Consider the following 23,601-nt stretch of genomic DNA (forward strand, 5'->3'; position numbering starts at 1 on the left):
GCCCCGACCCGGTCCGCCCGTCGGGCGCGGACGCGGCGCGGCGCGGGCTGCTTTTCCGCCCGGGGCCCGGACGTGGAAAGATGGTCGGCCGCACACAGAGCACCGGAGGGGGACGCGTGGCGGGCAGGCAGGACGAGCTGGCGCGCGAGCAGGAGGTCGTCGACCGCCTGTACGCACGACTGGACACGCTGCGCGCGAGCGCGCGCGCACGACTGGCCGACGTCCGTCGGTCCGGGCCGTCGGGATCACCGCAGAACCGCAGCGAGCGGGACGCCTTCGCGACGCTGTACTCCGACCGGGCGGCCCGCCTCGACGCGGTCGAGGACCGCCTCGCGTTCGGGCGGCTCGACCTCGACGACGGCGAGCAGCGCTACGTGGGCCGCATCGGCCTCACGGACGACGAGCACCGCAGCCTCCTCACGGACTGGCGGGCGCCGGCCGCGCAGCCGTTCTACCGGGCGACGGCCGTGCAGCCCGACGGCGTCCGGCGGCGGCGGCACGTGGTCACCGCGGGCCGCACGGTCACGGGCATCGAGGACGAGCTGCTCGACCTGGACGCCGTCACCGACGGGATCGACGCCACCACGCTCTCCGGCGAGGGCGCGCTGCTGGCCTCGCTCGCGCAGCGCCGCACCGGCCGCATGGGTGACATCGTCGCGACCATCCAGGCCGAGCAGGACCGCATCGTGCGCGACGAGCTGGCGGGGGCGCTCGTCGTCCAGGGTGGCCCCGGCACCGGCAAGACGGCCGTCGCGCTGCACCGTGCCGCCTACCTGCTCTACGCGCACCGGCGCCTGCTGGAGCGCAGCGGCGTGCTCCTCGTCGGGCCCAGCCGTGCGTTCCTGCGGTACATCGACCAGGTGCTGCCCTCCCTCGGCGAGACCGGCGTGGTCGCGACCACCGTCGCGGAGCTCGTGCCCGGGCTCCGGGCGGACGCCGTCGAGGACGGCGCGGCCGCCGAGGTCAAGGGCCGCCTGCTGTGGCGCGACGCCGTGCGGCGCGCCGTCCGCGCCCGCGAGCGGGTCCCCGCCGCCGACGTGCCCGTGCGGGTCGACGGCGTGGACCTGCGCATCCGCCGCCGGGACGTGCGCGACGCCATCGCCCGCGCCCGCCGGACGCACAAGCCCCACAACGAGGCACGCCCCACGTTCGTGCGCGAGATGCTCAACCGGCTCGTCGACCAGTACCGCACCCGGACGGACGCCGAGCTCTCCGACCACGACGTCGCCGTGCTGCTGGAAGACCTGCGCTCCGACCGTGACGTGCGGGTCGCCCTCAACCTCGCCTGGTTCCCGATCTCCGCGGAGAAGCTGGTCTCGGACCTCTGGGCGAAGCCCCACCGGCTCGCCCAGGCCGCCCCCGAGCTCTCCGCCGCCGAACGGCTCCTGCTGCACCGGGCCCCCGGCTTCCCCTGGACCGAGGCCGACGTGCCCATCCTCGACGAGGCCGCCGAGCTGCTCGGCGAGGACGACTCCGTGGCGAAGGCCGAGGCCCGCGCCCGGGAGGCGGCCCGCGTCGCCGAGGTGGAGTACGCCCGCCGTGTCCTGGAGTCCTCCGGCGCCGGCGGCGGGCTCGTCGACGCCGAGACCCTCGCGTCCCGGTTCGCGGAGTCCGGGCCCCTGCTCACCACGGCCGAGCGGGCGTCCGCCGACCGCACCTGGACGTACGGGCACGTCGTGGTCGACGAGGCCCAGGAGCTCAGCCCGATGGCGTGGCACGCGATCGTGCGCCGCGTGCCGACGCGGTCGCTCACCATCGTCGGCGACGTCGCCCAGACGTCGTCGGCGGCCGGCGCGCGTTCCTGGGACCGGGCGCTCGACGCCGTGCTGGGCGGGCACTGGCGCATCGCGGAGCTCACGGTGAGCTACCGCACGCCCGCCGCCGTCGCCGACGCCGCCCAGCGGGTCGCCGACGCCGCCGGACTGCCGACCTCCCCGCTGACCGCGGCGCGCGACCTGCCCGGCGCCCTCGTGCTGGCACCGAGCACCGACCCCGTCGACGCCGCCGCCCGCGCCGCCGCCGACCTCGCCAAGGAGCACGTCGGGCCGGACGGCGCCGGCCGGGTGGCGGTCGTCGCTGCCGCGGGGACGGTCCCCGGCCTCCGCGCCGCCCTGGCGGACCTGCTGCCCGCCGTGCTGGGTTCCGAAGAGGCCGCCCGGCTCGCCGTGCAGCGCCCCGAGGACGCCCAGGTCACCGTGGTGACGCCGCGGGACACGAAGGGCCTGGAGTACGACGCCGTCGTCCTCGTCGAGCCGCGGGACATCGTGGGCGCGCAGGGCGCCGGGGGCCGGTGGGGCGACCTCTACGTCGCGATGACCCGCCCCACGCAGCGGCTCGTCGTGGTGCACGCCCACGAGCTGCCGGCCGGGCTCGTGCACGAGGGGTGAGACGCGTTTGTCGCCCGGCCCCGCCGGGGCGCACCATAGGGGCGTGCTGCGTGCCCTACTCCTCGAGAACATCCACCCCGACGCCGTCGAGATCCTGCGCGATGCAGGGATCGAGGTCGAGTCGCGTCCCGGCGCGCTCGACGAGGACGAGCTCATCGAGACGCTCGCCGACTACCAGATCCTCGGCATCCGCTCCAAGACGCAGGTGACCCGCCGCGTCGTGGAGTCCCTGCCCGGCCTGCTCGCCGTGGGGACGTTCTCCATCGGCACGAACCAGATCGACCTCGAGGCCGCGGCGTCCCACGGCGTCGCCGTGTTCAACGCGCCGTTCTCCAACACCCGGTCGGTCGTGGAGCTCGCGGTCGCGGAGATCATCGCGCTGACCCGACGCCTCACGGTGCGCGACAAGGCGCTCCACGAGGGCGTCTGGGACAAGACGGCCGACGGCTCGCACGAGGTGCGGGGCCGCACGCTGGGCATCATCGGCTACGGCAACATCGGTTCGCAGCTGTCGGTGCTGGCGGAGAACCTCGGCATGAACGTCGTGTTCTACGACACCTCCGAGAAGCTGGCGCTCGGCAACGCCCGCCGCGTCGAGACCCTCGACGAGCTCCTCGCGCTGGCGGACACCGTGACGATCCACGTCGACGGTCGCGCGGGCAACGCCGGGCTGTTCGGCGAGGAGCTCTTCTCCCGGATGAAGCCGGGCGCGATCTTCCTCAACCTGTCCCGCGGCTTCGTCGTGGACGTCGACGCCCTGCGTGAGCACATCCTGTCCGGCCACCTGTCGGGCGCGGCCGTGGACGTCTTCCCGTCGGAGCCGAAGAAGCGCGGCGACCACTTCGACTCCCCCCTGCGCGGCCTCGACAACGTCATCCTCACCCCGCACGTCGGCGGCTCGACGGAGGAGGCGCAGCAGAACATCGGCCAGTTCGTGGCCAAGAAGCTGCGCGACTACCTGTTCACCGGGTCGACCATGCTGTCGGTCAACGTGCCGAACCTCCAGCTCGAGCACACCGGCGTCGGGCGCATCGCCCTGCTGCACCGCAACGTCCCCGGCGTCCTGGCCGCCGTGAACCAGGTGTTCGCCGACCACGGCGCGAACATCGAGGCGCAGATGCTGTCGACCCGCGGCGAGCTCGGCTACGTGGTCACCGACATCTCCGACGTCACCCAGCGCGGCGCCTCGGCGAAGCTCATGGAGATGCCCACGACGGTGCGGCTGCGCATCCGGGACGCGTTCGACCGTCCCGAGTTCCCGCCCGGGCCGGCGGCGGGCTGACCCGCCCGAGACGACCAGAGGGGCCCGGACGCGATGCGTCCGGGCCCCTCTCGTCGTGCGGCGGTCAGCCGGACTTGCGGCGGAACATCGGCTGCACGGGCCCGGAGGTCTCCGAACCGTGCACCGACCCGGTGTTGCGGTCGGACTCGGCGCTGCGATGGTTCGACGCGTTCTTGCGGGCGAGAGCCTCCTTGAACTTCGCCCGGGTGTCGTCGTCGGGTGCGGTCGACTTCTTCTGATCGGTCATGTGCCCAGCATGTCCTGCCCGGGCGTCCGGTGCCAGACGTTTCAGCTGCCGGCGCCCTCGTCCGGCCCAGCAGTGGGGCGCTCGGAACGCTCGGAACGCTCCGAACGCAGGGACGTGATCGCTGCCTCGAAGTCCTCGAGGGAGTCGAACGCCTGGTAGACCGAGGCGAAACGCAGGTAGGCGACCTCGTCGAGCTCACGCAGCGGCCCGAGGATGGCGAGGCCGATCTCGTAGGCGTCGATCTCGGCGCTGCCCGCGCCGCGCAGCGTCTCCTCGACCTTCTGCGCGAGCAGCGCCAGGTCGTCGGAGCTGACGGGTCTGCCCTGGCAGGCCTTGCGGACACCGGACACGACCTTGTCCCGGCTGAACGGCTCGGTCGCCCCGGACCGCTTGACGACCGACAGGCTCGCCGTCTCGACGGTCGTGAACCGGCGTCCGCAAGAGGGACACTGGCGCCGCCGACGGATCGACGACCCGTCGTCCGAGGTACGGGAGTCGACGACGCGCGAGTCGGCGTGGCGGCAGAACGGGCAGTGCATCCGAGGTCTCCTGCGGTCGGTGCCGGACCCGTGCCCGGCTGCGCGACGAACGTATGCGGGATCGCGGGAGACGTGCAACATCGGCCGTGCCCGGGCGGTCAGTCGGCCGGGAGGGCGAGGACCTGACCGGCCCGCAGCGCCGAGGTCCGCAGGCCGTTGAGCTCCTTCAGGTCGGTGACGACCTCGCGGAGGTCCTGGCCGGGCTCTGCGAGTACGCGGGCGAGGTCCCACAGGGTCTCGCCGGGCGCCACGGTGTGCAGGTCGACCTCGACCCGGACCGGATCCGTGCCGGCGACCGCCTGCGTGCCGCCGAGCACGCCCGCGACGGCGACCAGCATCGCCAGGACCACGAGGACGACCCGCCCCCGGACCGTCAGCCTCAGCCCGTCGAGGCCCAGCGGGCCGAGGTCGCTGTGGGGGCCTGCCGTGATCGTCGACATCGGAACTCCTCCCTCGCGGCCGGTGGCGGCCGGGTCGAACACCTGTGCGTCGTACACCTGTTCGTTCGAACAGGTGTTCCCGTTGTACCACGCGACGGCGACACGGGTCGAGAGATCTCGAACACGTGTTTGATGTGAGCGGTGTCCTGCCCTACGCTGGACCCAGCGCGATGGCACGTTTGTCGGATTCGACGGGCCGCTCGGCGACGAGCGGTGGCGCGGGCCCGGCGACCACGCACCACGACGGGAGACAGCATGACCACGCGGGACGAGACCACCCGGGACGCCGACGGCGGCGTGGCCCCGGTGTCGGAGCTGCTCGGCGGGCAGCGCCTCACGCCACGCCAGCGGGGCGTCCTCGAGACCATCCGGACGTCGGTCGAGACCCGCGGCTACCCGCCGACCATGCGCGAGATCGGGGAGGCCGTCGGCCTGTCCAGCCCCTCGTCGGTCAAGCACCAGCTCACCACGCTGGAGCGCAAGGGCTACCTGCGGCGGGACCCGAACCGGCCCCGCGCGATGGAGGTCGTCGACTCGCCCGCCACGAGCCCCGCGCCGCTGTCGGTGGCGGCGCCCGTGGCCGACGAGGGCGGCGCGTCGCCCGCCGCGGCCTACGTGCCGCTGGTCGGCCGGATCGCGGCCGGCGGCCCGATCCTCGCGGAGCAGGTCGTCGAGGACGTCTTCGCGCTCCCGCGGCAGGTGGTGGGCGACGGCGAGCTGTTCCTGCTCCGGGTCAGCGGCGACTCCATGGTCGACGCGGCCATCTGCGACGGCGACTGGGTGGTCGTGCGTCGCCAGAACGTGGCCGAGCAGGGCGAGATCGTCGCCGCCATGATCGACGGCGAGGCGACCGTCAAGACCTTCCGGCAGAACGGTGGGCACACCTGGCTGATGCCGCAGAACCCGGCCTACGACCCGATCCTCGGCGACGAGGCGACGGTCCTCGGCCGGGTCGTCGCGGTCCTGCGCAGCCTCTGAGAGACCCGGTCTGTCGCCGGGTCCCGGCGACAGCCGGGTCCCGGCTACAGGCCGAAGCGCTGCTGGACGGCCTTCACGCTGGTCGCCGAGGCCCGCATGCCGACGAGCTCGGCGTCCGACAGCGGGATCGGCACCACGGTGGTCGCACCGCGGGAGTCCACCAGGGTCGGCAACGACAGGCAGACGTCGTCGATGCCGTAGAAGTCGTCGATCCGCGTCGAGACCGGCATCACACGGTGCTCGTCGTTGAGGACCGCCTCGACGATCCGGGTCACGGCGAGACCCACCGCGTAGTTCGTGGCGCCCTTGCCTGCGATCACGCGATAGGCCGACTCCACGACGTCCCGGGCGATCGACTCCCGGGCGGCGGCGTCCAGCGGCGGCCTCCCCGGCAGGCTCGGCCACTCCAAGAGCGGCACCCCGGCGATGGTCGCCGCGCTCCACAGGGCGATCTCGGAGTCTCCGTGCTCACCGCCGACGTAGGCGTGGACGTTGCCCACCGCGACGCCGCAGTGCTCGGCGATCGCGGCCCGCAGGCGCGACGAGTCCAGGACGGTCCCCGAACCGAAGACTCGCTCGGGCGGGAGCCCGGAGATCTGCTGCGCGGCGTAGGTGACCACGTCCACCGGGTTGGTCACCATGAGGAACGTCGCGTCGGGCGCCACCTCGACCAGTCCCGGCAGGATCTTGCGCGTCAGCGCGATGGTCGCCTCGGCGAGGTCGAGCCGCGTCTGACCGGGCTTCTGCTTGGCACCCGCGGTGACGACGACGACGTCCGCGCCGCGCACCACCTCGACGTCGTCGGACCCGAGCACCTCGGCCTGGGGCACGAACATGCCGCCGTGGCGCAGGTCGAGGACCTCCGCCTCGACCTTCGCGCGGTCGACGTCCATGAGGGCGACCGTTCGGGCCGTCCCGCGGGCGAGGGCGGCGTAGGCGAGCGTGGAGCCCACGGCACCGGCTCCGACGATGGCCAGCTTGGACGTGCGGCGAGGTGCGTTCACGCGCCCCAACCTAGACGCCAAGCCTCCGGAGCGCAGCCCGGGCGACCCCCGGGTCGGTGGTCCGCCAGAAGTCCGGCATGGAGCGCACGAGGAACGTGCCGTACCGGGCCGTGACCAGGCGCGGGTCGAGCACCGCCACGACCCCCCGGTCGGCGGTGGAGCGCACGAGCCGACCGGCGCCCTGGGCGAGCAGCAGCGCCGCGTGCTGGGCCGCGACCTGCATGAACCCGTTGCCGCCGGCCTCCTCGACGGCGCGGGCCCGGGCCGCCTTGACGGGGTCGTCGGGGCGGGGGAACGGGATGCGGTCGATGATGACGAGGCGGCAGGAGTCACCGGGCACGTCGACGCCCTGCCAGAGCGACAGCGTGCCGAAGAGCGAGGTCGCCGGGTCGTCCGCGAAGGTCCGCACGAGGCTGGGGAGCTGGTCGTCCCCCTGGCAGAGGACGGGCAGGTCGAGGCGCTCGCGCATCGCCTCGGCCGCCGCGGTGGCGGCCCGCCGGGACGAGAACAGCCCGAGGGTGCGACCGCCCGCCGCCTCGATCAGCCCGGCGATCTCGTCCAGCTGGGCCTGCGTGGTGGGCTCGCGCCCCGGGGCGGGCAGGTGCTTGGCGACGTAGCAGATCCCCTGGCGGGGGTAGTCGAACGGGCTGCCCACGTCGATCCCGCGCCAGGAGGTGTCCTGCGCGGCGGTGCCCAGCCCGAGCGAGCGGGCGACGGGGTCGAAGCTGCCGCCGAGGGCGAGCGTGGCGGAGGTCAGCACGGCGGTCCGCTCCCCGAGGAGCTGCTCGCGCACCAGCCCGGCCACCGCGAGGGGCGCGGCGTGCAGGCGGGCGATCCCGTCGCCCCAGGCGGCGTCGGCGGGCGGCCGGGAGCACCAGAGCACGTCCGCGGAGGTGTCCTGCGCGGTCATCCGTTCGGTCACCTCGAAGAGCTGCTGCACCGCCGACTGGGCCATCTTCACGCCGGGGTCCGGCTCCGCGTTGGCCTCGGGCTTGAGCGCCGTCAGCAGCGCGCGGGCCTCGTCGCGCACGACACCGACGGTCGAGCGCAGCTCGTCGGGCAGCCCGAGGGGGAACCGCTCGGCGGGCACCTGCGTGAGCAGCTGGGCGAGCGTCTGGGCGGCGGCGTCGAGGCCCTCGGTGCCGACGCCGCCGTGGCGGCGGGCGAGCCGCGCGGCGTGCTCGACGGTCCCGCCGGACAGGTCGACCGTCGCCGAGGACGTGATGCGGTCGGTGAGCTCGTGCGCCTCGTCGACGACCAGCACGCCGTGCTCGGGCAGCACGTTCGGGTTGCCCGAGGCGGCGATACCCAGCATCGCGTGGTTGGTGACGACGACGTCGGCCTCCCGCGCGGACCGGCGCGCGAGCTCGGCGAAGCAGTCGTCGACCAGCGGGCACCGCTGGCCCAGGCACTCGAGCGAGGTCACCGACACCTGCCGCCAGGCCCGGTCGGGGACGCCGGGCACGAGGTCGTCGCGGTCGCCGGTGTCGGACTCCTGGGCCCAGGCGTGCAGCCGGCGCACGTGGTCCGCCAGCCGGGCGGCCCCGCCGTCGCCACCGCCGGGGGCGGGGTGCTGCTCGGCGGCCGAGCCCTCGCCCGGACCCGGGTCGGGGGCGAGGTCGAACAGGGTGGCGTCGGCGTCCGGGTAACCGCCGGCGACCTTGTGCCGGCACAGGTAGTTGTGCCAGCCCTTGAGCAGCGCGACGTGCGGCTGGCGCGGCAGCCGCGGGCCGACGGCCTCCACGACGAGGGGCAGATCGCGGGTGACGACCTGGCGCTGCAGCGCCAGGGTGGCCGTGGAGACCACGACCCGCTCCCCCGCCCCGACGGCGTGCCGCACGGCGGGCACGAGGTAGCCGAGCGACTTGCCGGTCCCCGTGCCGGCCTGGACGAGCAGGTGCCGCCCGGACTCCACGGCGGCTGCCACCTCGGCCGCCATCGTCGACTGCCCCTCGCGGGGCGAGCCGCCGAGGGCACCGACGGCGGCCTCCAGCAGCTCGACCGCCCCCGGCAGGTCGTCGGCGGGCGCGTCGGAGGAGTCGGTGGAGGTCACCGGACGATCCTACGGGCGCGGGCCGACGCCGCCGGGCGGGTCAGACCGCGACCTGCTCCAGCTCCGCGGCGAGCGCCGCGTCCACGCGCCCGCGCAGGCGCGTGCCCTCGGCGAGGTGCTCCTCGTCGGTGAGCTCGCCGTTCTCGTGCACCCGGTGCACGAGGTCGCCGCGGGAGTACGGGACGACGAGGTCGATCTCGACGGCCGGGCGCGGCAGCTCGTCGGCGATGAGCGCACGCAGCTCGGCGACGCCCTCGCCCGAGTGCGCGGACACCACGACGGTGCGCCGCTCGCGGCGCTGCACCCGGCCGATCACGGCCGGGTCGGCGACGTCGGCCTTGTTGAGGACGATGACCTCGGGCACGTCCTCCACGCCGGGGATGTCGGCGAGGACCTCGCGGACCGCCGCGATCTGCCCCTCCGGGTCCGGGTGGGAGGCATCGACGACGTGCAGCAGCAGCGCGGCGTCGCCGACCTCCTCCAGGGTGGAGCGGAAGGCCTCGACGAGCTGGTGGGGCAGGTGCCGCACGAACCCGACGGTGTCGGCCAGGGTGTAGACGCGGCCGTCGTCGGTGCGGGTGCGCCGCACGGTCGGGTCGAGCGTGGCGAACAGGGCGTTCTCCACCAGCACACCCGCGTCCGTCAGCGCGTTGAGGAGCGAGGACTTGCCCGCGTTGGTGTACCCGGCGATGGCGACGTTGGGGATCGCGTTGCGCTTGCGGTCGAGCCGCTTGGTCTCGCGGGCCGGCGCCATCGCGGCGATCTCGCGCCGCAGCTTGGCCATGCGGTTGCGGATGCGGCGACGGTCCAGCTCGATCTTCGTCTCACCGGGGCCGCGCGAGCCCATGCCGGCCCCCGCGCCGCCCACCTGGCCACCGGCCTGGCGGGACATCGACTCGCCCCACCCGCGCAGGCGCGGCAGGAGGTATTCGAGCTGGGCGAGCTCGACCTGCGCCTTGCCCTCCCGGGACTTGGCGTGCTGGGCGAAGATGTCGAGGATCAGCGCGGTGCGGTCCACGACCTTCACCTTGACGATGTCCTCGAGCCCACGGCGCTGGGAGGGCGCGAGCTCGGTGTCGACGACGACGGTGTCGGCGCCGGTGGCGGCGACGACGTCCGCGAGGTCGGCGGCCTTGCCGGACCCGAGGAACGTGCCCGGGTCGGGCTTCGCGCGCTTCTGCAGGATGCCGTCGAGCACCTGGGAGCCGGCGGTCTCGGCGAGCGCCGCCAGCTCGCGCAGCGACACCTCGGCCTCGCGGGCGGCTGCCTCGCCGCCGGGGTAGGTGCCGACGAGCACGACCTTCTCCAGCCGGAGCTGGCGGTACTCGACCTCGGTGACGTCCTCCAGCTCGGTCGACAGGTTCGCCACGCGTCGCAGGGCGGCACGCTCGGCGAGGTCGAGCTGGTCGCCGTCGTGCGCGGAGTGGACGGTCCCGCCCTCGGAGCGCGCCGTCCCCGCCCGGGCGAGGACCCGCGCCACGACGTCGTCGGCGATCGCCTGCGCGTCGCGCGACGGGGCGACGGTCTGCTCGGTGGGCTCGTCGGACTGCGTGGCGGGCTGCTCGGGACCGGTGGGGATGTGGGTCAAGGTGTTCCTCTCGTACGGTGTCCGTGGGTACAACAAGTTTCCCACGCCGATGAGTCCCGTCCGAAGCCAATTACGATGCAGCGGTGAGCGACCACTACTTCACGGCCGAGCCCGCCTCCGACGCCGAGCGTCGCCGGATCGAGGTCCGGCTCGCCGGTCGCACCCTCGAGGTGGAGGTCGCGGGCGGCATCTTCTCCCCCGGTGGCGTCGACAAGGGCACCCGCGTGCTGCTGGAGGATGTCCCGGCACCCCCGGCGGGCGACCTGCTGGACCTCGGCTGCGGCTGGGGTCCGCTCGCGCTGACGGCTGCCCTGGAGAACCCGGCGACGACGGTCTGGGCGGTCGACGTCAACCGGCGCGCCCTGGACCTGGTGCGACGCAACGCCGCCGCGCTCGGCGTCGCGGACCGCGTGCGCGCCTGCGCCCCCGACGAGGTCCCCGACGACGTCACGTTCGCCGCGCTGTGGTCGAACCCGCCGATCCGCGTGGGCAAGGCGGTGCTGCACGACATGCTCCGGCACTGGTTGCCGCGCCTCACCCCAGGCGGCGGAGCGCCGGGCGGGGCGTGGATGGTCGTCCAGAAGAACCTCGGGTCGGACTCCCTGGCCCGCTGGATCGACGCCGAGCTCGGCCTGAGCACCCGCCGCGCGACGTCGTCCCAGGGCTTCCGCGTGCTGCACGTCACGCGCTGAGCCGCGTCGGGTTCACGCCGTCCGGCCGGCGAAGGCGGGGTAGCCGGTCGTCTCGGCCTCGCTCCCCCAGGTCTCCAGCGCCCGGCGGGCGGCATGTCCGCAGGCAGCGGCGAGCTCGGGCGCGGCGCCGCGGAGGTTGACGGCCGCCCAGCGCCAGCGTGACGTCATGAGCTGGCGGTAGGACGGTGAGCGCCCGGGCGGGCCCACGTGCTCGCGCCCGGCCAGCGTGGAGTCCAGGAGCCACCCGGTCATGGCGAGCACGTAGGCCGCGCAGGCTGCCTCGACTTCCTGGCGCCACCCCTGGTCGGGCACGAGGCCGGTCTCCTGCTCGACGAGCCCGGCGGTCAGCTCGGCCAGGAGGGTGTCCGTCAGGTCCGGTGGCGGGTCGAACACGCACCAGCACGTGGCGAACGGGAGCATCGCGTACGCCGCCACGAACGCCACGGGCTGGACGGCGGTGCCCTCCAGGTCGAGGAACCACCAGCCGTCGTCGCGCAGCACGGCGTTGTCGGGGCAGGTGTCGGACGGCGCGAGCACCAGGCGGTCGGTCACGGCGTACCGGTCCGCGAGACCGACCGCCTCGGCCACCAGTGCGTCCACGTCCACGCGACCGTCGAGCAGCTCGCCGAGACGGTTCGCGCCCACCGTGACGTCGCGGCGCAGGTCCCACTCCTGGCCTGCCAGCAGCGCGCGGGCCTCGGGGTCCTGCCGCGGGCCGCTGCCGGCCAGTCGGCCGAGCGCCCGAGCCCAGGACGCCGCCCCGGACCAGGCCCGCGAGCGATCGTCGCCCAGCAACAGGTCGGCCAGCGTGGGCGGATCACCGAGGTCGGTCATGACGAGCAGCCGACGCTCGTCGTCACGCGCCAGCAGCTCGGGCGTCCGCGCGAGAAGCGACAGCCCCGCCGCCTCTCGGGCGTAGCCGCCGTCGTCGTCACCGTGGAACTGCTTGACGACGACCGTCGCGTGCCCGAGCCGGTCGGGACGGACCCGGCACCGCAGCACGCTCGAGCGGGTCGAGCCTCCGAGATCGGTGGGGTCGAGCAGGTCGACGCCGAGCAGGCGGGAGGCCGCCAGAGCGACCTCCCAGGCCTCGGTCGTCACGTCAGGTCGAGCTCGCCGCTGAACACGAGCTCGGCCGGTCCGGCGAGCTCCACGTGCCCGTCGTCGAGCAGGCGGACGCGGACCTCGCCGCCGGGGACCTCGACGAACCAGGTGGTCGGCACGGCGGCCGGGTCGTCGACGCCCGCGACGGCCCAGGTGCGCACCGCGAGCGCGGCCGCGCAGGCTCCCGTGCCGCAGGACCGGGTCTCGCCCACGCCGCGCTCGTGGACGCGCATGCGCACGCGCCCGACGGTGCCGACGCCGTCGGCGGCGGGCTCCTCGCCGAGCGGCACGACGAGCTCGACGTTGGTGCCGTGCGGCGGGACGGGCTCCACCGCGGGCGCGACGGTGAGGTCGAGGTCGGCGAGGTCCTCGACGCGGGGCAGCGCGACGACGGTGTGCGGGTTGCCGAGGTCGACGGTCAGGCCCGGGCGTGCCGCGTCCCAGCCGGCGGCGCGCACGAGGGCGTCCGTGCCGGCGGCGGCGGCATCGGTCCCGCCGGGCAGGTACCAGGGACCCATGTCGACGGCGTACCAGCCGCCGGGCTCCTTGACGACGCGCTTGACGCCCCCACGGGTGCCGAGCACGAGCGCGTCCCCGCCGTCGAGGTCGACCAGGCCGAGCGACTCGGCGAAGGCCGCGAAGACGCGGACCCCGTTGCCGCACATCTCGGCGACCGTGCCGTCGGCGTTGCGGTAGTCCATGAACCAGATCGCCTCGGGCGCGTCGGCGAGGACCTTGTCCGCCACGTCCTCGCCCGAGCGGGCGAGCGCCGCCGTCGGGGCGAGCCGGATGACGCCGTCGGCGCCGACGCCGCCGCGCCGGTCGGCGATCAGCCGCACCTGCTCGGGCGTGAGGTCGAGGTCGCCGCGGGTGTCCGCGAGCAGCACGAAGTCGTTCTGCGTGCCGTGGCCCTTGGTGAAACGCACCGTCATGAGCCCAGACTACGGCGGACGGGCCCGCTGCCCGGCGCCGGGAGGTCGCCGGCGTCCGCCGCCCGCACGACGGCGAGCGCCTGCTCGGCCAGGTCGTCGGCCCCCGCGTCGAGCCAGTGCACCCGCGGGTCCCGCCCGAACCACCCCATCTGCTTGCGCGCGAGGCGGCGGGTGTTCGCCACGACGGCCTGGCGGGCCTCGGACTCGGTGCACTCCCCCGCGAACCACCGCAGCACCTCGGCGTACCCGACGGCGCGGGCCGCGGTCACGCCGAGCCCTCCCCCGGTGCCGCCCTGCGCCGGCGAGGCGAGGGCGCGCACCTCGTCGACGAGCCCGGCGTCCCACATGCGCGCGACGCGGCCCTCGACGCGGGTGTCGAGCGTGGCGCGGCCGCAGTCGAGACCGATCTGCACGGCGGGGCGCACGTACTCCTGGCGCGGCAGGTTCGCCGTGTAGGGCGCCCCGGTGACCTCGATGACCTCCAGGGCCCGCACGATCCGGCGCGTGTTCTGCGGCCCGATCGCTTCCGCCGCCGCGGGGTCGAGCCGGGCCAGCTCGGCGTGCAGCGCACGGCGCCCCTCGGCCTCGGCGCGCTCCTCCAGCCGCGCGCGCACCTCGGGGTCCGTGCCGGGGAAGTCCAGGTGGTCGAGCAGGGCGCGGACGTACAGCCCGGAACCGCCGACGACGACGGCCCGCGCCCCGCGGGCGGCGATCGCGTCGACGTCGGCCCGCGCCGCGGCCTGGTACCGCGCCACCGAGGCCTCCTCGGGCGGGTCGAGCACGTCGAGCTGGTGGTGGACGACGCCACGCCGCTCGGCGGGCGGGACCTTCGCCGTGCCGACGTCCATGCCCCGGTAGAGCTGGTAGGCGTCGGCGTTGACGACCTCCGCCCCGGCGGGCGCGCCCAGCGCCTCGGCCAGGTCGAGGGCGAGGTCGGACTTCCCGGTGGCCGTGGGTCCCACGACGGCGACGATCACGGCCCCACGGTACGTCCTCCGTACCGGGCCGGACGCTACGCTGCGCCCGTGCTGCTCCTGTCCGCCCTGGTCGCCGGCTTCCTGTCGGGCCTCGTGCCGTTCCTCAGCATCGAGGTGTACCTCGGCGGGCTCGCAGCGACGACGTCGGCCGCCGTGGCCGCCCCGGTGGGTCTCGCCGTGGCCGCCGCGGTCGGCCAGACGGCGGCGAAGGTCGTCTGGTACGAGGCGGCGGCCCGGTCGACGGAGTCCGCCTGGGTGCAGCGCAAGCTGTCCGACCCGCGCCGGCGCCAGGCGTTCGACCGGTGGCAGGCGCGGGTCACCGGTCGGCCGTGGCTCACGGTCGGGGTGCTGCTGGCGGCGTCGCTCGTCGGGTTCCCGCCCCTGATGATCATCGCCGTCGTCGCCGGGTCCCTGCGGGTGCCGCTGCTGTCCGTGTACGTCCCGACCGTGCTGGTGGGCCGTGCCGTGCGGTTCTGGCTGGTCCTGGCCGGCGTGGGCTGGATCGCGTCGTGACGTCTCCGCGCCGCCGCGCTCAGCGGGCAGCGCCCTCCCACGTGGTGACGGCGTAGGTCGCGAGCAGGTGCGGGCCGTCGACGGGCACCTCGACCGTGCGCCCCGACCAGTCCCCCCGGTCGGCCAGGGCGGCGAGCACGCGTCCGGCCGCCGTGCCGGGGCCGCGGGGCCCGGTGGCCGCCACGACGAGGACGTCGACCGCCGCGAGCACGTCGAGGGCCGCCGCGACGGCGTCGGGGTCCGCGCCCCCGGCGAGCTCGACGACCTCGACGCCGGCGAGCGCCGGCGCGCCCGCCGCGGCGCCGACGGCCCAGAGACCGATCGACGCGGCCACACCGGCGACCGCGCTGTCAGGCTCGCCCACGGGCGGGCCGGGCAGGTCCGGCACCCACCGGTCGGCCATGCCGGCCGCCGCGAGGGACGCCCGGCGGGCTCCACGGCGGTCCTGCGCACCGTCGGCGAGGACTCCCCAGCGCTGCGGCGCCGAAGCGTCGGTGCCCGGACCGGCGGCGCGGCGCAGCGGCTCCAGCACGGCGTCGCGGACCGCGCCCAGCGCGATGGCGGCACCCGCGGCGCCGGGGACCAGCAGGGGTGTGGCGGGCAGGACGACGGCACGGACGGTCACCGTGCCAACCTAGCGGGACGTGTAGCGTGGGCGTGTGAGGTTCTTCGGGTCGCGCCGCACCAGCCGGACGTCCGGTCCGCGTGCCGACGACGTCGATCTGTCGAGCACCGACCTCGAGGCGGTGCTCCTCGCCGGGGGTGTGGGACGGGTCACCGGAGCGCGCCCCTCGCCAGTCACCCGGGAGCGGGTCAGCGCCTGGATGGACGCCTGCGGATTCACCTACTTCGTCGACTCCGACGGCGACCTCGGCGGGCTGTGGCACGGCCGGCTCTTCTACTTCCTCGTCCTCGGCGACGAGGGCGAGGTCCTCCAGGTGCGCGGGCAGTGGCACCGGGAGGCCAGCATCGAGCGGCTCGGCGAGATCCTCGAGCTGTGCAACGCCTGGAACGCCGACCACATCTGGCCCAAGACGTACGCGCGGGTACGGGACGACGGCGCCGTCGTGGTGTGCGCGGAGGTGACCGTCTCCCTCGAGCACGGCGCGTCCGACACCCAGCTCGGCCAGCTCCTGCACTGCGGGCTGTCCACCGGGGCGATGTTCTTCGAGCAGCTGGACCAGTACTTCGTCGACCCGCTGCGGACGACGCCGTGAACGCGCACTGGCGCCGGGCGATCGAGGCCGTGCGGCCGCTCGGACGTCGCCGGGCCCGCGGCGACGGGGCGCCGGCGGCCCTGCCGAAGCCGCTGCGCGCCGACCGGATCGGTGACGAGCTCGTGCGGCGCGGCTACCGGTTCCGCACGGACGACGACGGCGACCTCACCGGCACGTGGGACGGCAACCGATTCTGGTTCCTGCTCCTGGGCGAGGACGCGGAGATCCTCCAGGTGCGGGGCCGCTGGGCCGGCAACCTGCCCGAGTCGTCGCGCAGCGCCGTGCTCCAGGCGTGCAACGACTGGAACCGCGAGCGCCTCTGGCCGAAGGTCTACGTGCGGGCCGAGGACGACGGGCTCGCGCTGTACGGCGAGGTCTCGGTCGACCTGGAGCACGGGGCGACGGACGACCAGATCGCCGAGACGTTGTCGTGCGGGCTGGTGACGACGTCGCAGTTCTTCGCGAGCGTCTCGACGCTCACGGACTCCTCGGGTTCCTGACGCCGTCCCGCCCGGTCGGCGCGCGAGCGGGGCGGCGTACCGGCGGGGTCGCCTCAGCGGCGCAGGGTCGGCATGCCGAGCACCAGCGGGCCGGCGGGCGCCGGGGCGCCGTGCCCGTGGTCGTCGTCGGCGCCGCCGAGGCGGGCCTTCTCCCGGGCGACCCAGGCGTCACCGGAGCGGGTGCGGCGCACCGCGTAGGTACCGCCCGCGACCGCCGAGTCCGCGATGAGGTGGTGCGGCGCCGAGCGGGTCACCTCGACGGTCACCATGTCGCCGGGCCGGGGCAGGCGCGGGTCGGGGACGTCGGCGAGGCGCGGGTCGGCGAGGTCGGCGGGCCGGTCGGCGAGCGGGCCGTCGGGCAGCACGCCCGCGGGCAGCGCCAGGTGCACGAGGCGGTTGTCCCGCGCGCGGCCGGAGAGCCGGTGGGTGGCGCCGTCCTTCTTGCCGGAGCCCTCGGCGACGAGCACCTCGACCGTGCGGCCGACCTGCGCCGCGGACTCCTCACCGCTGATGCGCTCCTGGAGGGCGAGCAGGCGCTCGAACCGCTCCTGGACGACCTCCTTGGGCAGGTGCCCGTCCATCGTCGCGGCGGGCGTGCCGGGGCGCGGGGAGTACTGGAACATGAACGCCGAGCTGAAGCGGGACGCCTCGACGACGCGCAGCGTCTCGGCGAAGTCCTCCTCCGTCTCCCCGGGGAAGCCCACGATGATGTCGGTCGTGATCGCGGCGTCGGGCATGACGGAGCGCACCCGGTCGAGGATCCCGAGGAACTTGGCGGAGCGGTAGCTGCGGCGCATGGCGCGGAGCACCCGGTCCGAGCCGGACTGCAGCGGCATGTGGAGCTGCGGCATGACGTTGCCGGTGGCGGCCATCGCCTCGATGACGTCGTCGGTGAAGGCGGCGGGGTGCGGCGACGTGAACCGCACCCGCTCGAGACCCTCGATCTCGCCGCACGCGCGCAGGAGCTTGGCGAACGCGCCGCGGTCACCGAACTCGACGCCGTAGCTGTTGACGTTCTGTCCGAGCAGCGTCACCTCGACCGCGCCGGCGTCGACGAGCGCCCGGACCTCCGCGAGGATCTCGCCGGGCCGGCGGTCGCGCTCCTTGCCGCGCAGGTGCGGCACGATGCAGAACGTGCACGTGTTGTTGCAGCCCACCGAGATGGAGACCCACCCGGCATAGACGGACTCGCGCCGGGTCGGCAGCGTCGACGGGAACACCTGCAGCGACTCGGCGATCTCGACCTGCGCGGCCTCGTTGTGCCGCGCGCGCTCCAGCAGCACCGGCAGCGCGTCGAGGTTGTGCGTGCCGAAGACGACGTCGACCCACGGCGCCTTCGTGACGATCTCGCCCCGGTCCTTCTGCGCGAGGCAGCCGCCGACCGCGATCTGCATGCCGGGGCGGCCCGCCTTGACGCTCGCGAGCTGGCCGAGGTTCCCGTAGAGGCGCGTGGCGGCGTTCTCCCGGACCGCGCAGGTGTTGATGACGACCACGTCGGCCTCGTCCGCGGCGTCCTGGGTGGCCGACGCGCGGCGGTAACCCGCCTGCTCCAGCATGCCCGCCATGTGCTCCGAGTCGTGCACGTTCATCTGGCAGCCGAGGGTGCGCACGACGTAGGTGCGCTCACCGGTGGGGGTCTCGACGGGCATGGCATCGCTCACGGGGGTAGGCAGGGTGGTGGACATCGTCGTCTAGGGTACGACCCGCACCGGGGCACGGACGACCGCTCCGGCGCCCCGCGCCGCCGGCGTCGTTACCGTTTCGTTGCGGACGCAGGGCTCTCGGTGCTGGTCCACGTAACAACGAGTGGTTAGGTTCGAAGGATGGATCACACCGGAGCGACCCGTCCGACGTCGCACCTCGGCGCACCGCTGGTCGAGCTCGAGAGCGTCAACAAGCACTTCGGGGACCTGCACGTGCTGCGGGACATCGACCTCACCGTGCGCCAGGGCGAGGTGCTCGTGGTCATCGGCCCGTCCGGGTCGGGCAAGTCGACGCTCTGCCGGGCGATCAACCGGCTGGAGACCGTCGACGACGGCACGATCCGCATCGACGGCCAGCCGCTGCCCGCCGAGGGCCGCGAGCTCGCCAAGCTGCGTGCCGACGTCGGCATGGTCTTCCAGTCGTTCAACCTCTTCGCGCACAAGACCGTGCTCGACAACGTCACCCTCGGGCCACGCAAGGTCCGCCGGCTGTCCAAGGCCGACGCGGAGGCCGAGGCGCTGGAGCTGCTCGACCGTGTCGGCGTGAAGAACCAGGCGGCCAAGCTGCCCGCCCAGCTCTCCGGCGGTCAGCAGCAGCGCGTCGCCATCGCGCGCTCCCTGGCCATGCACCCCAAGGTCATGCTGTTCGACGAGCCCACCTCCGCCCTCGACCCCGAGATGATCAACGAGGTCCTCGACGTCATGGTCGGTCTCGCGCACGACGGCATGACGATGATCGTCGTCACCCACGAGATGGGGTTCGCGCGCAAGGCCGCCGACCGGGTCGTCTTCATGGCCGACGGGATGATCGTCGAGCAGGCCACGCCGGAGGAGTTCTTCACGAACCCGCGCAGCGACCGCGCCAAGGACTTCCTGTCCAAGATCCTCACCCACTGACCCAGCACCGTAGGACCGACGAAGGGAACATCATGCGACGCACGCGCACCACGGGGGCGCTCGCTCTGGCGGCCACCGCCGCTCTCACTCTCGCCGCCTGCTCCGACGACGGCGGCACCGGCGACGGGGAGGGCGGCGACGAGGGCATCACCATCGGCATCAAGTTCGACCAGCCCGGCCTCGGCTTCATGGAGGGCGACACCCCCTCCGGCTTCGACGTCGAGGTCGCCAAGTACGTGGCGAACGAGCTCGGGTACTCCGAGGACCAGATCACCTGGGAGGAGGCGCCGTCCGCCCAGCGCGAGACGCTGCTGTCCACGAACCAGGTCGACATGATCTTCGCGACCTACTCGATCACCGACGAGCGCCGCGAGCAGGTCTCGTTCGCGGGCCCGTACTTCGTCGCCGGCCAGGACCTCCTGGTCGCCGCCGACAACACCGACATCACCGGTCCGGACACCCTCGACGGCAAGAACCTGTGCTCCGTCACCGGTTCGACGTCGGCCGAGCGCATCAAGGAGGAGTACTCCGAGGGCGTGAACCTGCTCGAGCAGCCGGGCTACGCCGAGTGCGTCACCGCGCTCATCGCCGGCCAGGTCGACGCGGTCACCACCGACGACATCATCCTCGCCGGCCTCGGCGCCCAGCCCTCCAACGCGGGCCAGGTCAAGGTCGTCGGCAACACCTTCTCCGAGGAGAAGTACGGCGTCGGCCTGCCGCAGGACTCCGACCAGTGCGAGGCCATCAACGAGGCGATCACCAAGATGATCGACGAGGGCGCCTGGCAGGAGGCCCTCGACACCGCCACGGAGGGCACCGGCTACGTGCCGAACGCGGACCTCAACAGCCCGCCGGCGTTCGAGCCCTGCGCCTGACATGACCCGGGTGCCCGGGGCCGCCGCACGCGCGGCGGTCTCGGGCACCGTGGCCCTCCCCTCGGGCCGACCCCGAGCCCGACCCCGACCGAAGGAGCCCCCCTGCCGTGCAGGAGTACCTCGAGATCCTCCGCGAGTACGACGTCCTCGGGGCGTTCTGGGTGAACATCCAGCTCGCCCTCTGGGCGGCGGTGTTCTCGCTCGTCCTGGGGACGCTGCTGGCGCTCCTGCGCATCTCGCCGATCAGCAGCCTGCAGTGGGCCGGCAGCGCCTACGTCACCGTGTTCCGCAACACCCCGCTGACGATCATCATGGTGTTCATGGTGCTGGGCGCCTGGGGTCAGCTCAACGTCACCCTGTCGAGCGACTTCAACCTCAACTTCTTCTGGCTGGCCGTCATCGCGCTGACCGTCTACCACGCGGCGTTCGTGTGCGAGGCCATCCGCTCCGGCGTCAACACCGTCCCCGTCGGCCAGGCGGAGGCTGCCCGGTCCATCGGGCTGTCGTTCCTGCCCGCCGCCCGGCTGGTCATCCTGCCGCAGGCGTTCCGCGGCGCCGTCGCCCCGCTCGGCAACGTGCTCATCGCGCTCATCAAGAACACCACCGTCGCGGCCGCCGCCTCCGTCGCCACCGAGACCTCGTCGGTGATGAAGACGATGATCGAGTTCCGCCCCGACTACATCTACGCCATCTTCTTCACCTTCGCGATCGGCTACGTGATCCTCGTGACCCCGGTAGGCCTGCTGACCACCGCCCTCTCCCGTCGTCTGGCGGTGGCCCGATGAGCGCGCAGTCCGTCCTCTTCGACGCCCCGGGCCCGCGGGCCCGGCGGCGCATCCTGCTCGGCAACGTGGTCGGGGCGCTCGTCGTCGCGGCCCTGGTGGTCTTCGTCCTCGTCCGTTTGGCATCTGTCGGCAACGACGACTGGGGTCAACTCGACCCGGATCTGTGGCTCGCAGCAGTCGACGCGAATGCATGGTTGAACTACTACGTGCCCGGTCTCCTGTTCACCCTGCGGGCGGCGGCGGCCGCCATCGTCGGGGCCATGGTCTTCGGCCTGCTGTTCGGGCTCGGCCGGCTCGCGTCGTCGCGGACCGTGCGCATCGTCTGCGGCTCCGTCGTGGAGTTCTTCCGCGCCGTGCCTGTGCTGCTCATGATGGTGTTCTTCTGGCTGCTGCTCGCGAACGCCGGGGTGCCGGCCTCGTCCTACTGGGGCGTCGTCATCGCGCTGGTGCTCTACAACGGCGCGGTCGTCGCGGAGCTCGTCCGATCCGGCGTGCACGGACTGCCGCGCGGGCAGCGGGAGGCGGCGCTGACCGTCGGCCTCACGCGCGGGCAGTCGCTGCGGTCGGTCGAGGTGCCGCAGGCGCTGGTCGCCATGCTCCCGGCGCTGGTCTCGCAGCTCGTGGTCGTGCTCAAGGACTCCGCGCTCGGCGCGATCATCTCGTACAGCGAGCTGCTCCAGCACGCGCGCCGCCTCGGCTCCGGCGAGGGGAACATCCTGCAGACCCTCACCGTGGCGGCGGTGCTGTTCATCGTCATCAACTGGAGCCTGACCAAGCTCGCCGAGCGGCTCAGCCGCACGGTCCGCCGCACCTCGGGCCGCACCGGCACGATGGCTGCCGGGCTCGACGCCGGCGCGGGAGGTGGCGTCACCGCCGTGGCGGCCGCGCCGCCCCACGGCGTCGAGGAGGGTCCGGACGCCGGGCCCGCCGACCCCGACCGCCCCGGACGCTGGGGCTAGGCACAGCACGGCGGAGGCCGGTACCCGAGGGTGCCGGCCTCCGTTCGTCCCGGGCCCGCCCATGGGCGGACGTCACCCGCGCCTGGGTCGGGCCCTCCTGCCGGGTCCCGCGCGTCGCCTCGACACTCGTGCCGGAGCTCCGCGCGGCCTAGTCGTCGACCAACCCGAGCTCGTCGTCCTCGGCCTCGTCGCCCTCGGCCCGCAGGGCGTCGGACACCGCGGCGAAGGCGACGCCCGGGCTGTGGCCCTTGCGGGACAGCGCGCCGACGGCCCGCCGGACCCGCTTGTCGCGGTCCAGCCCGCGGGTGCGGGCCACGTGCTTGCGCGCGAGGACGGCGGCAGCCTCGGCCTCGTCGTCGCCGTCGATCTGGGAGAGGGCCTCGCCGGCGGTCTCGGTGTCGATCCCCCGCCGACGCAGCTCGGCCGAGATCGCCCGCCGGGCCTGCCCACGCTCGGCGTGCCGGGTGCGCACGATCATGTCCGCGTAGGCGGCGTCGTCGACGAGCGCGACCTCCTCGAACCGGTCGAGGACCGGCTCGACGACGTGCTCCGGGAAGCCCTTGCGGGCCAGAGCCCGGGCCAGCTCGGAGCGGCTCTTCGGGGCGGCGGTCAGGGTGCGCAGCACCGACTCGCGGGCGAGCTCGATCGCGTCCTCGGCCGTGAGGTCGCCGGACTCGAGCCGCTCCGCGACGGACGGGCGGCCGCGACGCTTCCCCACGCCGCGACCGCCCCGGTCGTCCTCGTTCATCGGACCACCGTCAGAACGGCGACTTCTTGCTCTTCGCCGCCGCGCGGGCCGGCGCCTTGGCCGCGGCGGGTGCCTCGTCCGCGGGGCCGGCGGTCACCGGCTCCGCACCGGGCTCGGCGCCGTCGGCCGGGGTGTCGATCTTCGCGCCGACCCCCAGCTTCTCCTTGATCTTCTTCTCCAGCTCGTTCGCCAGGTCCGGGTTGTCCCGCAGGAACGAGCGCGCGTTCTCCTTGCCCTGGCCGAGCTGGTCGCCGTCGTAGGTGAACCACGAGCCGGACTTGCGCACGAACCCGTGCTCCACGCCCATGTCGATCAGGCCGCCCTCGCGGGAGATGCCGACCCCGTAGAGGATGTCGAACTCGGCCTGCTTGAACGGCGGTGCCATCTTGTTCTTGACGACCTTGACGCGCGTGCGGTTGCCGACCGCGTCGGTGCCCTCCTTGAGGGTCTCGATGCGACGGATGTCGAGGCGCACCGAGGCGTAGAACTTCAGGGCCTTGCCACCCGTGGTGGTCTCGGGCGAGCCGAAGAACACGCCGATCTTCTCGCGGAGCTGGTTGATGAAGATCGCCGTGGTGCCGGACGAGCTGAGCGCGCCGGCGATCTTGCGCAGCGCCTGCGACATCAGACGGGCCTGGAGGCCGACGTGGCTGTCGCCCATCTCGCCCTCGATCTCCGCCTTCGGCACGAGCGCGGCGACGGAGTCGATGACGATGATGTCCAGGGCGCCCGAGCGGATCAGCATGTCGGCGATCTCGAGCGCCTGCTCACCGGTGTCGGGCTGGGAGACGAGCAGGGCGTCGGTGTCCACGCCGAGCTTCTTGGCGTACTCGGGGTCCAGGGCGTGCTCGGCGTCGATGAACCCCGCGATGCCGCCGTTCCTCTGGGCGTTGGCCACGGCGTGCAGCGCGACGGTCGTCTTGCCGGAGGACTCCGGCCCGTAGACCTCGACGATGCGCCCGCGGGGCAGGCCGCCGATCCCGAGGGCCACGTCCAGCGCGATGGAGCCCGTGGGGATGACCTCGACCGGGGCGCGCCCCTCCTGGCCGAGTCGCATGATCGAGCCCTTGCCGAAGTTGCGGTCGATCTGGGCGAGCGCGGCCTCGAGGGCCTTCTCGCGGTCTTCCGGTCCAGGCATGTCGGTCACCTTCGCGTTCTTGGCGCGGCCGCGCGCCGGGGGT

Annotated in this window: 24 protein-coding genes; 11 read left to right on the top strand and 13 right to left on the bottom strand. The window is 74.0% G+C overall.

Going from position 1 to position 23,601, the window contains the following annotated elements; translation table 11 throughout:
- Window positions 1-116 precede the first annotated feature (116 nt).
- Window positions 117-2,387, top strand: coding sequence for a HelD family protein (locus tag I598_RS04945; protein ID WP_068201796.1), 2,271 nt, complete (start codon window positions 117-119; stop codon window positions 2,385-2,387).
- A gap of 43 nt (window positions 2,388-2,430) precedes the next feature.
- Window positions 2,431-3,669: a phosphoglycerate dehydrogenase gene (gene serA, locus I598_RS04950; RefSeq protein WP_068201798.1), complete on the top strand. Its 1,239-nt coding sequence runs from the start codon at window positions 2,431-2,433 to the stop codon at window positions 3,667-3,669.
- Between the two features lie 64 nt (window positions 3,670-3,733).
- On the opposite strand, the gene I598_RS04955 is transcribed toward serA, so the two are convergent.
- The 3 genes from I598_RS04955 to I598_RS04965 form a co-directional block, all read right to left on the bottom strand.
- Window positions 3,734-3,916, bottom strand: coding sequence for a DUF5302 domain-containing protein (locus I598_RS04955; RefSeq protein ID WP_068201800.1), 183 nt, complete (start codon window positions 3,914-3,916; stop codon window positions 3,734-3,736).
- Between the two features lie 41 nt (window positions 3,917-3,957).
- Window positions 3,958-4,455 carry a transcriptional regulator NrdR gene (gene nrdR / locus I598_RS04960; protein ID WP_068201801.1) on the bottom strand — a complete coding sequence of 166 codons (498 nt, stop codon included), beginning with the start codon at window positions 4,453-4,455 and terminating at the stop codon, window positions 3,958-3,960.
- Between the two features lie 98 nt (window positions 4,456-4,553).
- Complete coding sequence (locus I598_RS04965; protein WP_083973534.1) at window positions 4,554-4,895, bottom strand: LysM peptidoglycan-binding domain-containing protein; 342 nt, start codon at window positions 4,893-4,895, stop codon at window positions 4,554-4,556.
- A 255-nt stretch (window positions 4,896-5,150) separates the two neighbouring features.
- On the opposite strand from I598_RS04965, the gene lexA reads away from it, so the two are divergent.
- On the top strand, window positions 5,151-5,873 hold the full coding sequence (gene lexA / locus I598_RS04970; protein WP_068201803.1) for a transcriptional repressor LexA: 723 nt from the start codon (window positions 5,151-5,153) through the stop codon (window positions 5,871-5,873).
- Between the two features lie 44 nt (window positions 5,874-5,917).
- On the opposite strand, the gene I598_RS04975 is transcribed toward lexA, so the two are convergent.
- Genes I598_RS04975 through hflX form a run of 3 tightly spaced genes read right to left on the bottom strand, consistent with a single transcriptional unit; the run spans window position 5,918 to window position 10,518 of the window.
- Window positions 5,918-6,877: an L-lactate dehydrogenase gene (locus tag I598_RS04975; protein ID WP_068201805.1), complete on the bottom strand. Its 960-nt coding sequence runs from the start codon at window positions 6,875-6,877 to the stop codon at window positions 5,918-5,920.
- Window positions 6,878-6,887: 10 nt separating this feature from the next.
- On the bottom strand, window positions 6,888-8,930 hold the full coding sequence (locus tag I598_RS04980) for an ATP-dependent DNA helicase (RefSeq protein WP_068201807.1): 2,043 nt from the start codon (window positions 8,928-8,930) through the stop codon (window positions 6,888-6,890).
- Window positions 8,931-8,970: 40 nt separating this feature from the next.
- Window positions 8,971-10,518 carry a GTPase HflX gene (gene hflX / locus I598_RS04985; protein WP_068201809.1) on the bottom strand — a complete coding sequence of 516 codons (1,548 nt, stop codon included), beginning with the start codon at window positions 10,516-10,518 and terminating at the stop codon, window positions 8,971-8,973.
- Between the two features lie 83 nt (window positions 10,519-10,601).
- Between hflX and I598_RS04990 the strand changes: the two genes are divergently transcribed.
- Window positions 10,602-11,210, top strand: coding sequence for a class I SAM-dependent methyltransferase (locus I598_RS04990; protein WP_068201811.1), 609 nt, complete (start codon window positions 10,602-10,604; stop codon window positions 11,208-11,210).
- Between the two features lie 12 nt (window positions 11,211-11,222).
- Here the strand turns inward: I598_RS04990 and I598_RS04995 are convergent, their stop codons facing one another.
- Genes I598_RS04995 through miaA form a run of 3 tightly spaced genes read right to left on the bottom strand, consistent with a single transcriptional unit; the run spans window position 11,223 to window position 14,223 of the window.
- Window positions 11,223-12,311: a hypothetical protein gene (locus I598_RS04995; protein ID WP_068201813.1), complete on the bottom strand. Its 1,089-nt coding sequence runs from the start codon at window positions 12,309-12,311 to the stop codon at window positions 11,223-11,225.
- Window positions 12,308-13,246 carry a diaminopimelate epimerase gene (gene dapF, locus I598_RS05000; RefSeq protein WP_068201815.1) on the bottom strand — a complete coding sequence of 313 codons (939 nt, stop codon included), beginning with the start codon at window positions 13,244-13,246 and terminating at the stop codon, window positions 12,308-12,310. Before dapF ends, I598_RS04995 begins: the two co-directional genes overlap by 4 nt.
- Window positions 13,243-14,223: a tRNA (adenosine(37)-N6)-dimethylallyltransferase MiaA gene (miaA, locus tag I598_RS05005; protein WP_068201817.1), complete on the bottom strand. Its 981-nt coding sequence runs from the start codon at window positions 14,221-14,223 to the stop codon at window positions 13,243-13,245. Before miaA ends, dapF begins: the two co-directional genes overlap by 4 nt.
- A 48-nt stretch (window positions 14,224-14,271) precedes the next feature.
- On the opposite strand from miaA, the gene I598_RS05010 reads away from it, so the two are divergent.
- Complete coding sequence (locus I598_RS05010) at window positions 14,272-14,736, top strand: hypothetical protein (protein ID WP_083972894.1); 465 nt, start codon at window positions 14,272-14,274, stop codon at window positions 14,734-14,736.
- Window positions 14,737-14,755: 19 nt separating this feature from the next.
- Here I598_RS05010 and I598_RS05015 read toward each other — a convergent pair whose 3' ends face one another.
- Window positions 14,756-15,361, bottom strand: coding sequence for a hypothetical protein (locus I598_RS05015; protein ID WP_068201820.1), 606 nt, complete (start codon window positions 15,359-15,361; stop codon window positions 14,756-14,758).
- Window positions 15,362-15,395: 34 nt separating this feature from the next.
- Here I598_RS05015 and I598_RS05020 point away from each other — a divergent pair, with 34 nt between their 5' ends.
- On the top strand, window positions 15,396-15,953 hold the full coding sequence (locus tag I598_RS05020) for a YbjN domain-containing protein (RefSeq protein WP_068201822.1): 558 nt from the start codon (window positions 15,396-15,398) through the stop codon (window positions 15,951-15,953).
- Window positions 15,950-16,453 (top strand): type III secretion system chaperone family protein, encoded by a 504-nt coding sequence (locus I598_RS05025; RefSeq protein WP_335583276.1) that lies wholly within the window; start codon window positions 15,950-15,952, stop codon window positions 16,451-16,453. Before I598_RS05020 ends, I598_RS05025 begins: the two co-directional genes overlap by 4 nt.
- A gap of 53 nt (window positions 16,454-16,506) precedes the next feature.
- On the opposite strand, the gene miaB is transcribed toward I598_RS05025, so the two are convergent.
- Window positions 16,507-18,138, bottom strand: coding sequence for a tRNA (N6-isopentenyl adenosine(37)-C2)-methylthiotransferase MiaB (miaB, locus tag I598_RS05030; protein ID WP_068201824.1), 1,632 nt, complete (start codon window positions 18,136-18,138; stop codon window positions 16,507-16,509).
- Between the two features lie 138 nt (window positions 18,139-18,276).
- Between miaB and I598_RS05035 the strand changes: the two genes are divergently transcribed.
- The 4 genes from I598_RS05035 to I598_RS05050 all read left to right on the top strand — a co-directional run bounded on the left by I598_RS05035 (window position 18,277) and on the right by I598_RS05050 (window position 21,672).
- Window positions 18,277-19,053: an amino acid ABC transporter ATP-binding protein gene (locus I598_RS05035; protein ID WP_068201826.1), complete on the top strand. Its 777-nt coding sequence runs from the start codon at window positions 18,277-18,279 to the stop codon at window positions 19,051-19,053.
- Window positions 19,054-19,085: 32 nt separating this feature from the next.
- Window positions 19,086-19,928, top strand: coding sequence for a glutamate ABC transporter substrate-binding protein (locus tag I598_RS05040; RefSeq protein ID WP_068201828.1), 843 nt, complete (start codon window positions 19,086-19,088; stop codon window positions 19,926-19,928).
- Window positions 19,929-20,035: 107 nt separating this feature from the next.
- Window positions 20,036-20,713 (top strand): amino acid ABC transporter permease, encoded by a 678-nt coding sequence (locus I598_RS05045; RefSeq protein ID WP_068201831.1) that lies wholly within the window; start codon window positions 20,036-20,038, stop codon window positions 20,711-20,713.
- Entirely contained in the window at window positions 20,710-21,672 is a 963-nt protein-coding gene (locus I598_RS05050; RefSeq protein WP_083972895.1) for an amino acid ABC transporter permease, read from the top strand. Before I598_RS05045 ends, I598_RS05050 begins: the two co-directional genes overlap by 4 nt.
- 148 nt (window positions 21,673-21,820) lie before the next feature.
- Here I598_RS05050 and I598_RS05055 read toward each other — a convergent pair whose 3' ends face one another.
- The gene (locus I598_RS05055) at window positions 21,821-22,420 is read right to left on the bottom strand and encodes a regulatory protein RecX (RefSeq protein WP_068201833.1); all 600 of its coding nucleotides are present in this window, start codon (window positions 22,418-22,420) and stop codon (window positions 21,821-21,823) included.
- Window positions 22,421-22,430: 10 nt separating this feature from the next.
- Window positions 22,431-23,558, bottom strand: a complete 1,128-nt coding sequence (gene recA / locus I598_RS05060; protein WP_068204957.1) for a recombinase RecA — start codon at window positions 23,556-23,558, stop codon at window positions 22,431-22,433.
- Window positions 23,559-23,601 lie beyond the last annotated feature (43 nt).

Origin of the sequence: Isoptericola dokdonensis DS-3, from assembly GCF_001636295.1 — a bacterium.
Classification (GTDB): domain Bacteria; phylum Actinomycetota; class Actinomycetes; order Actinomycetales; family Cellulomonadaceae; genus Isoptericola; species Isoptericola dokdonensis.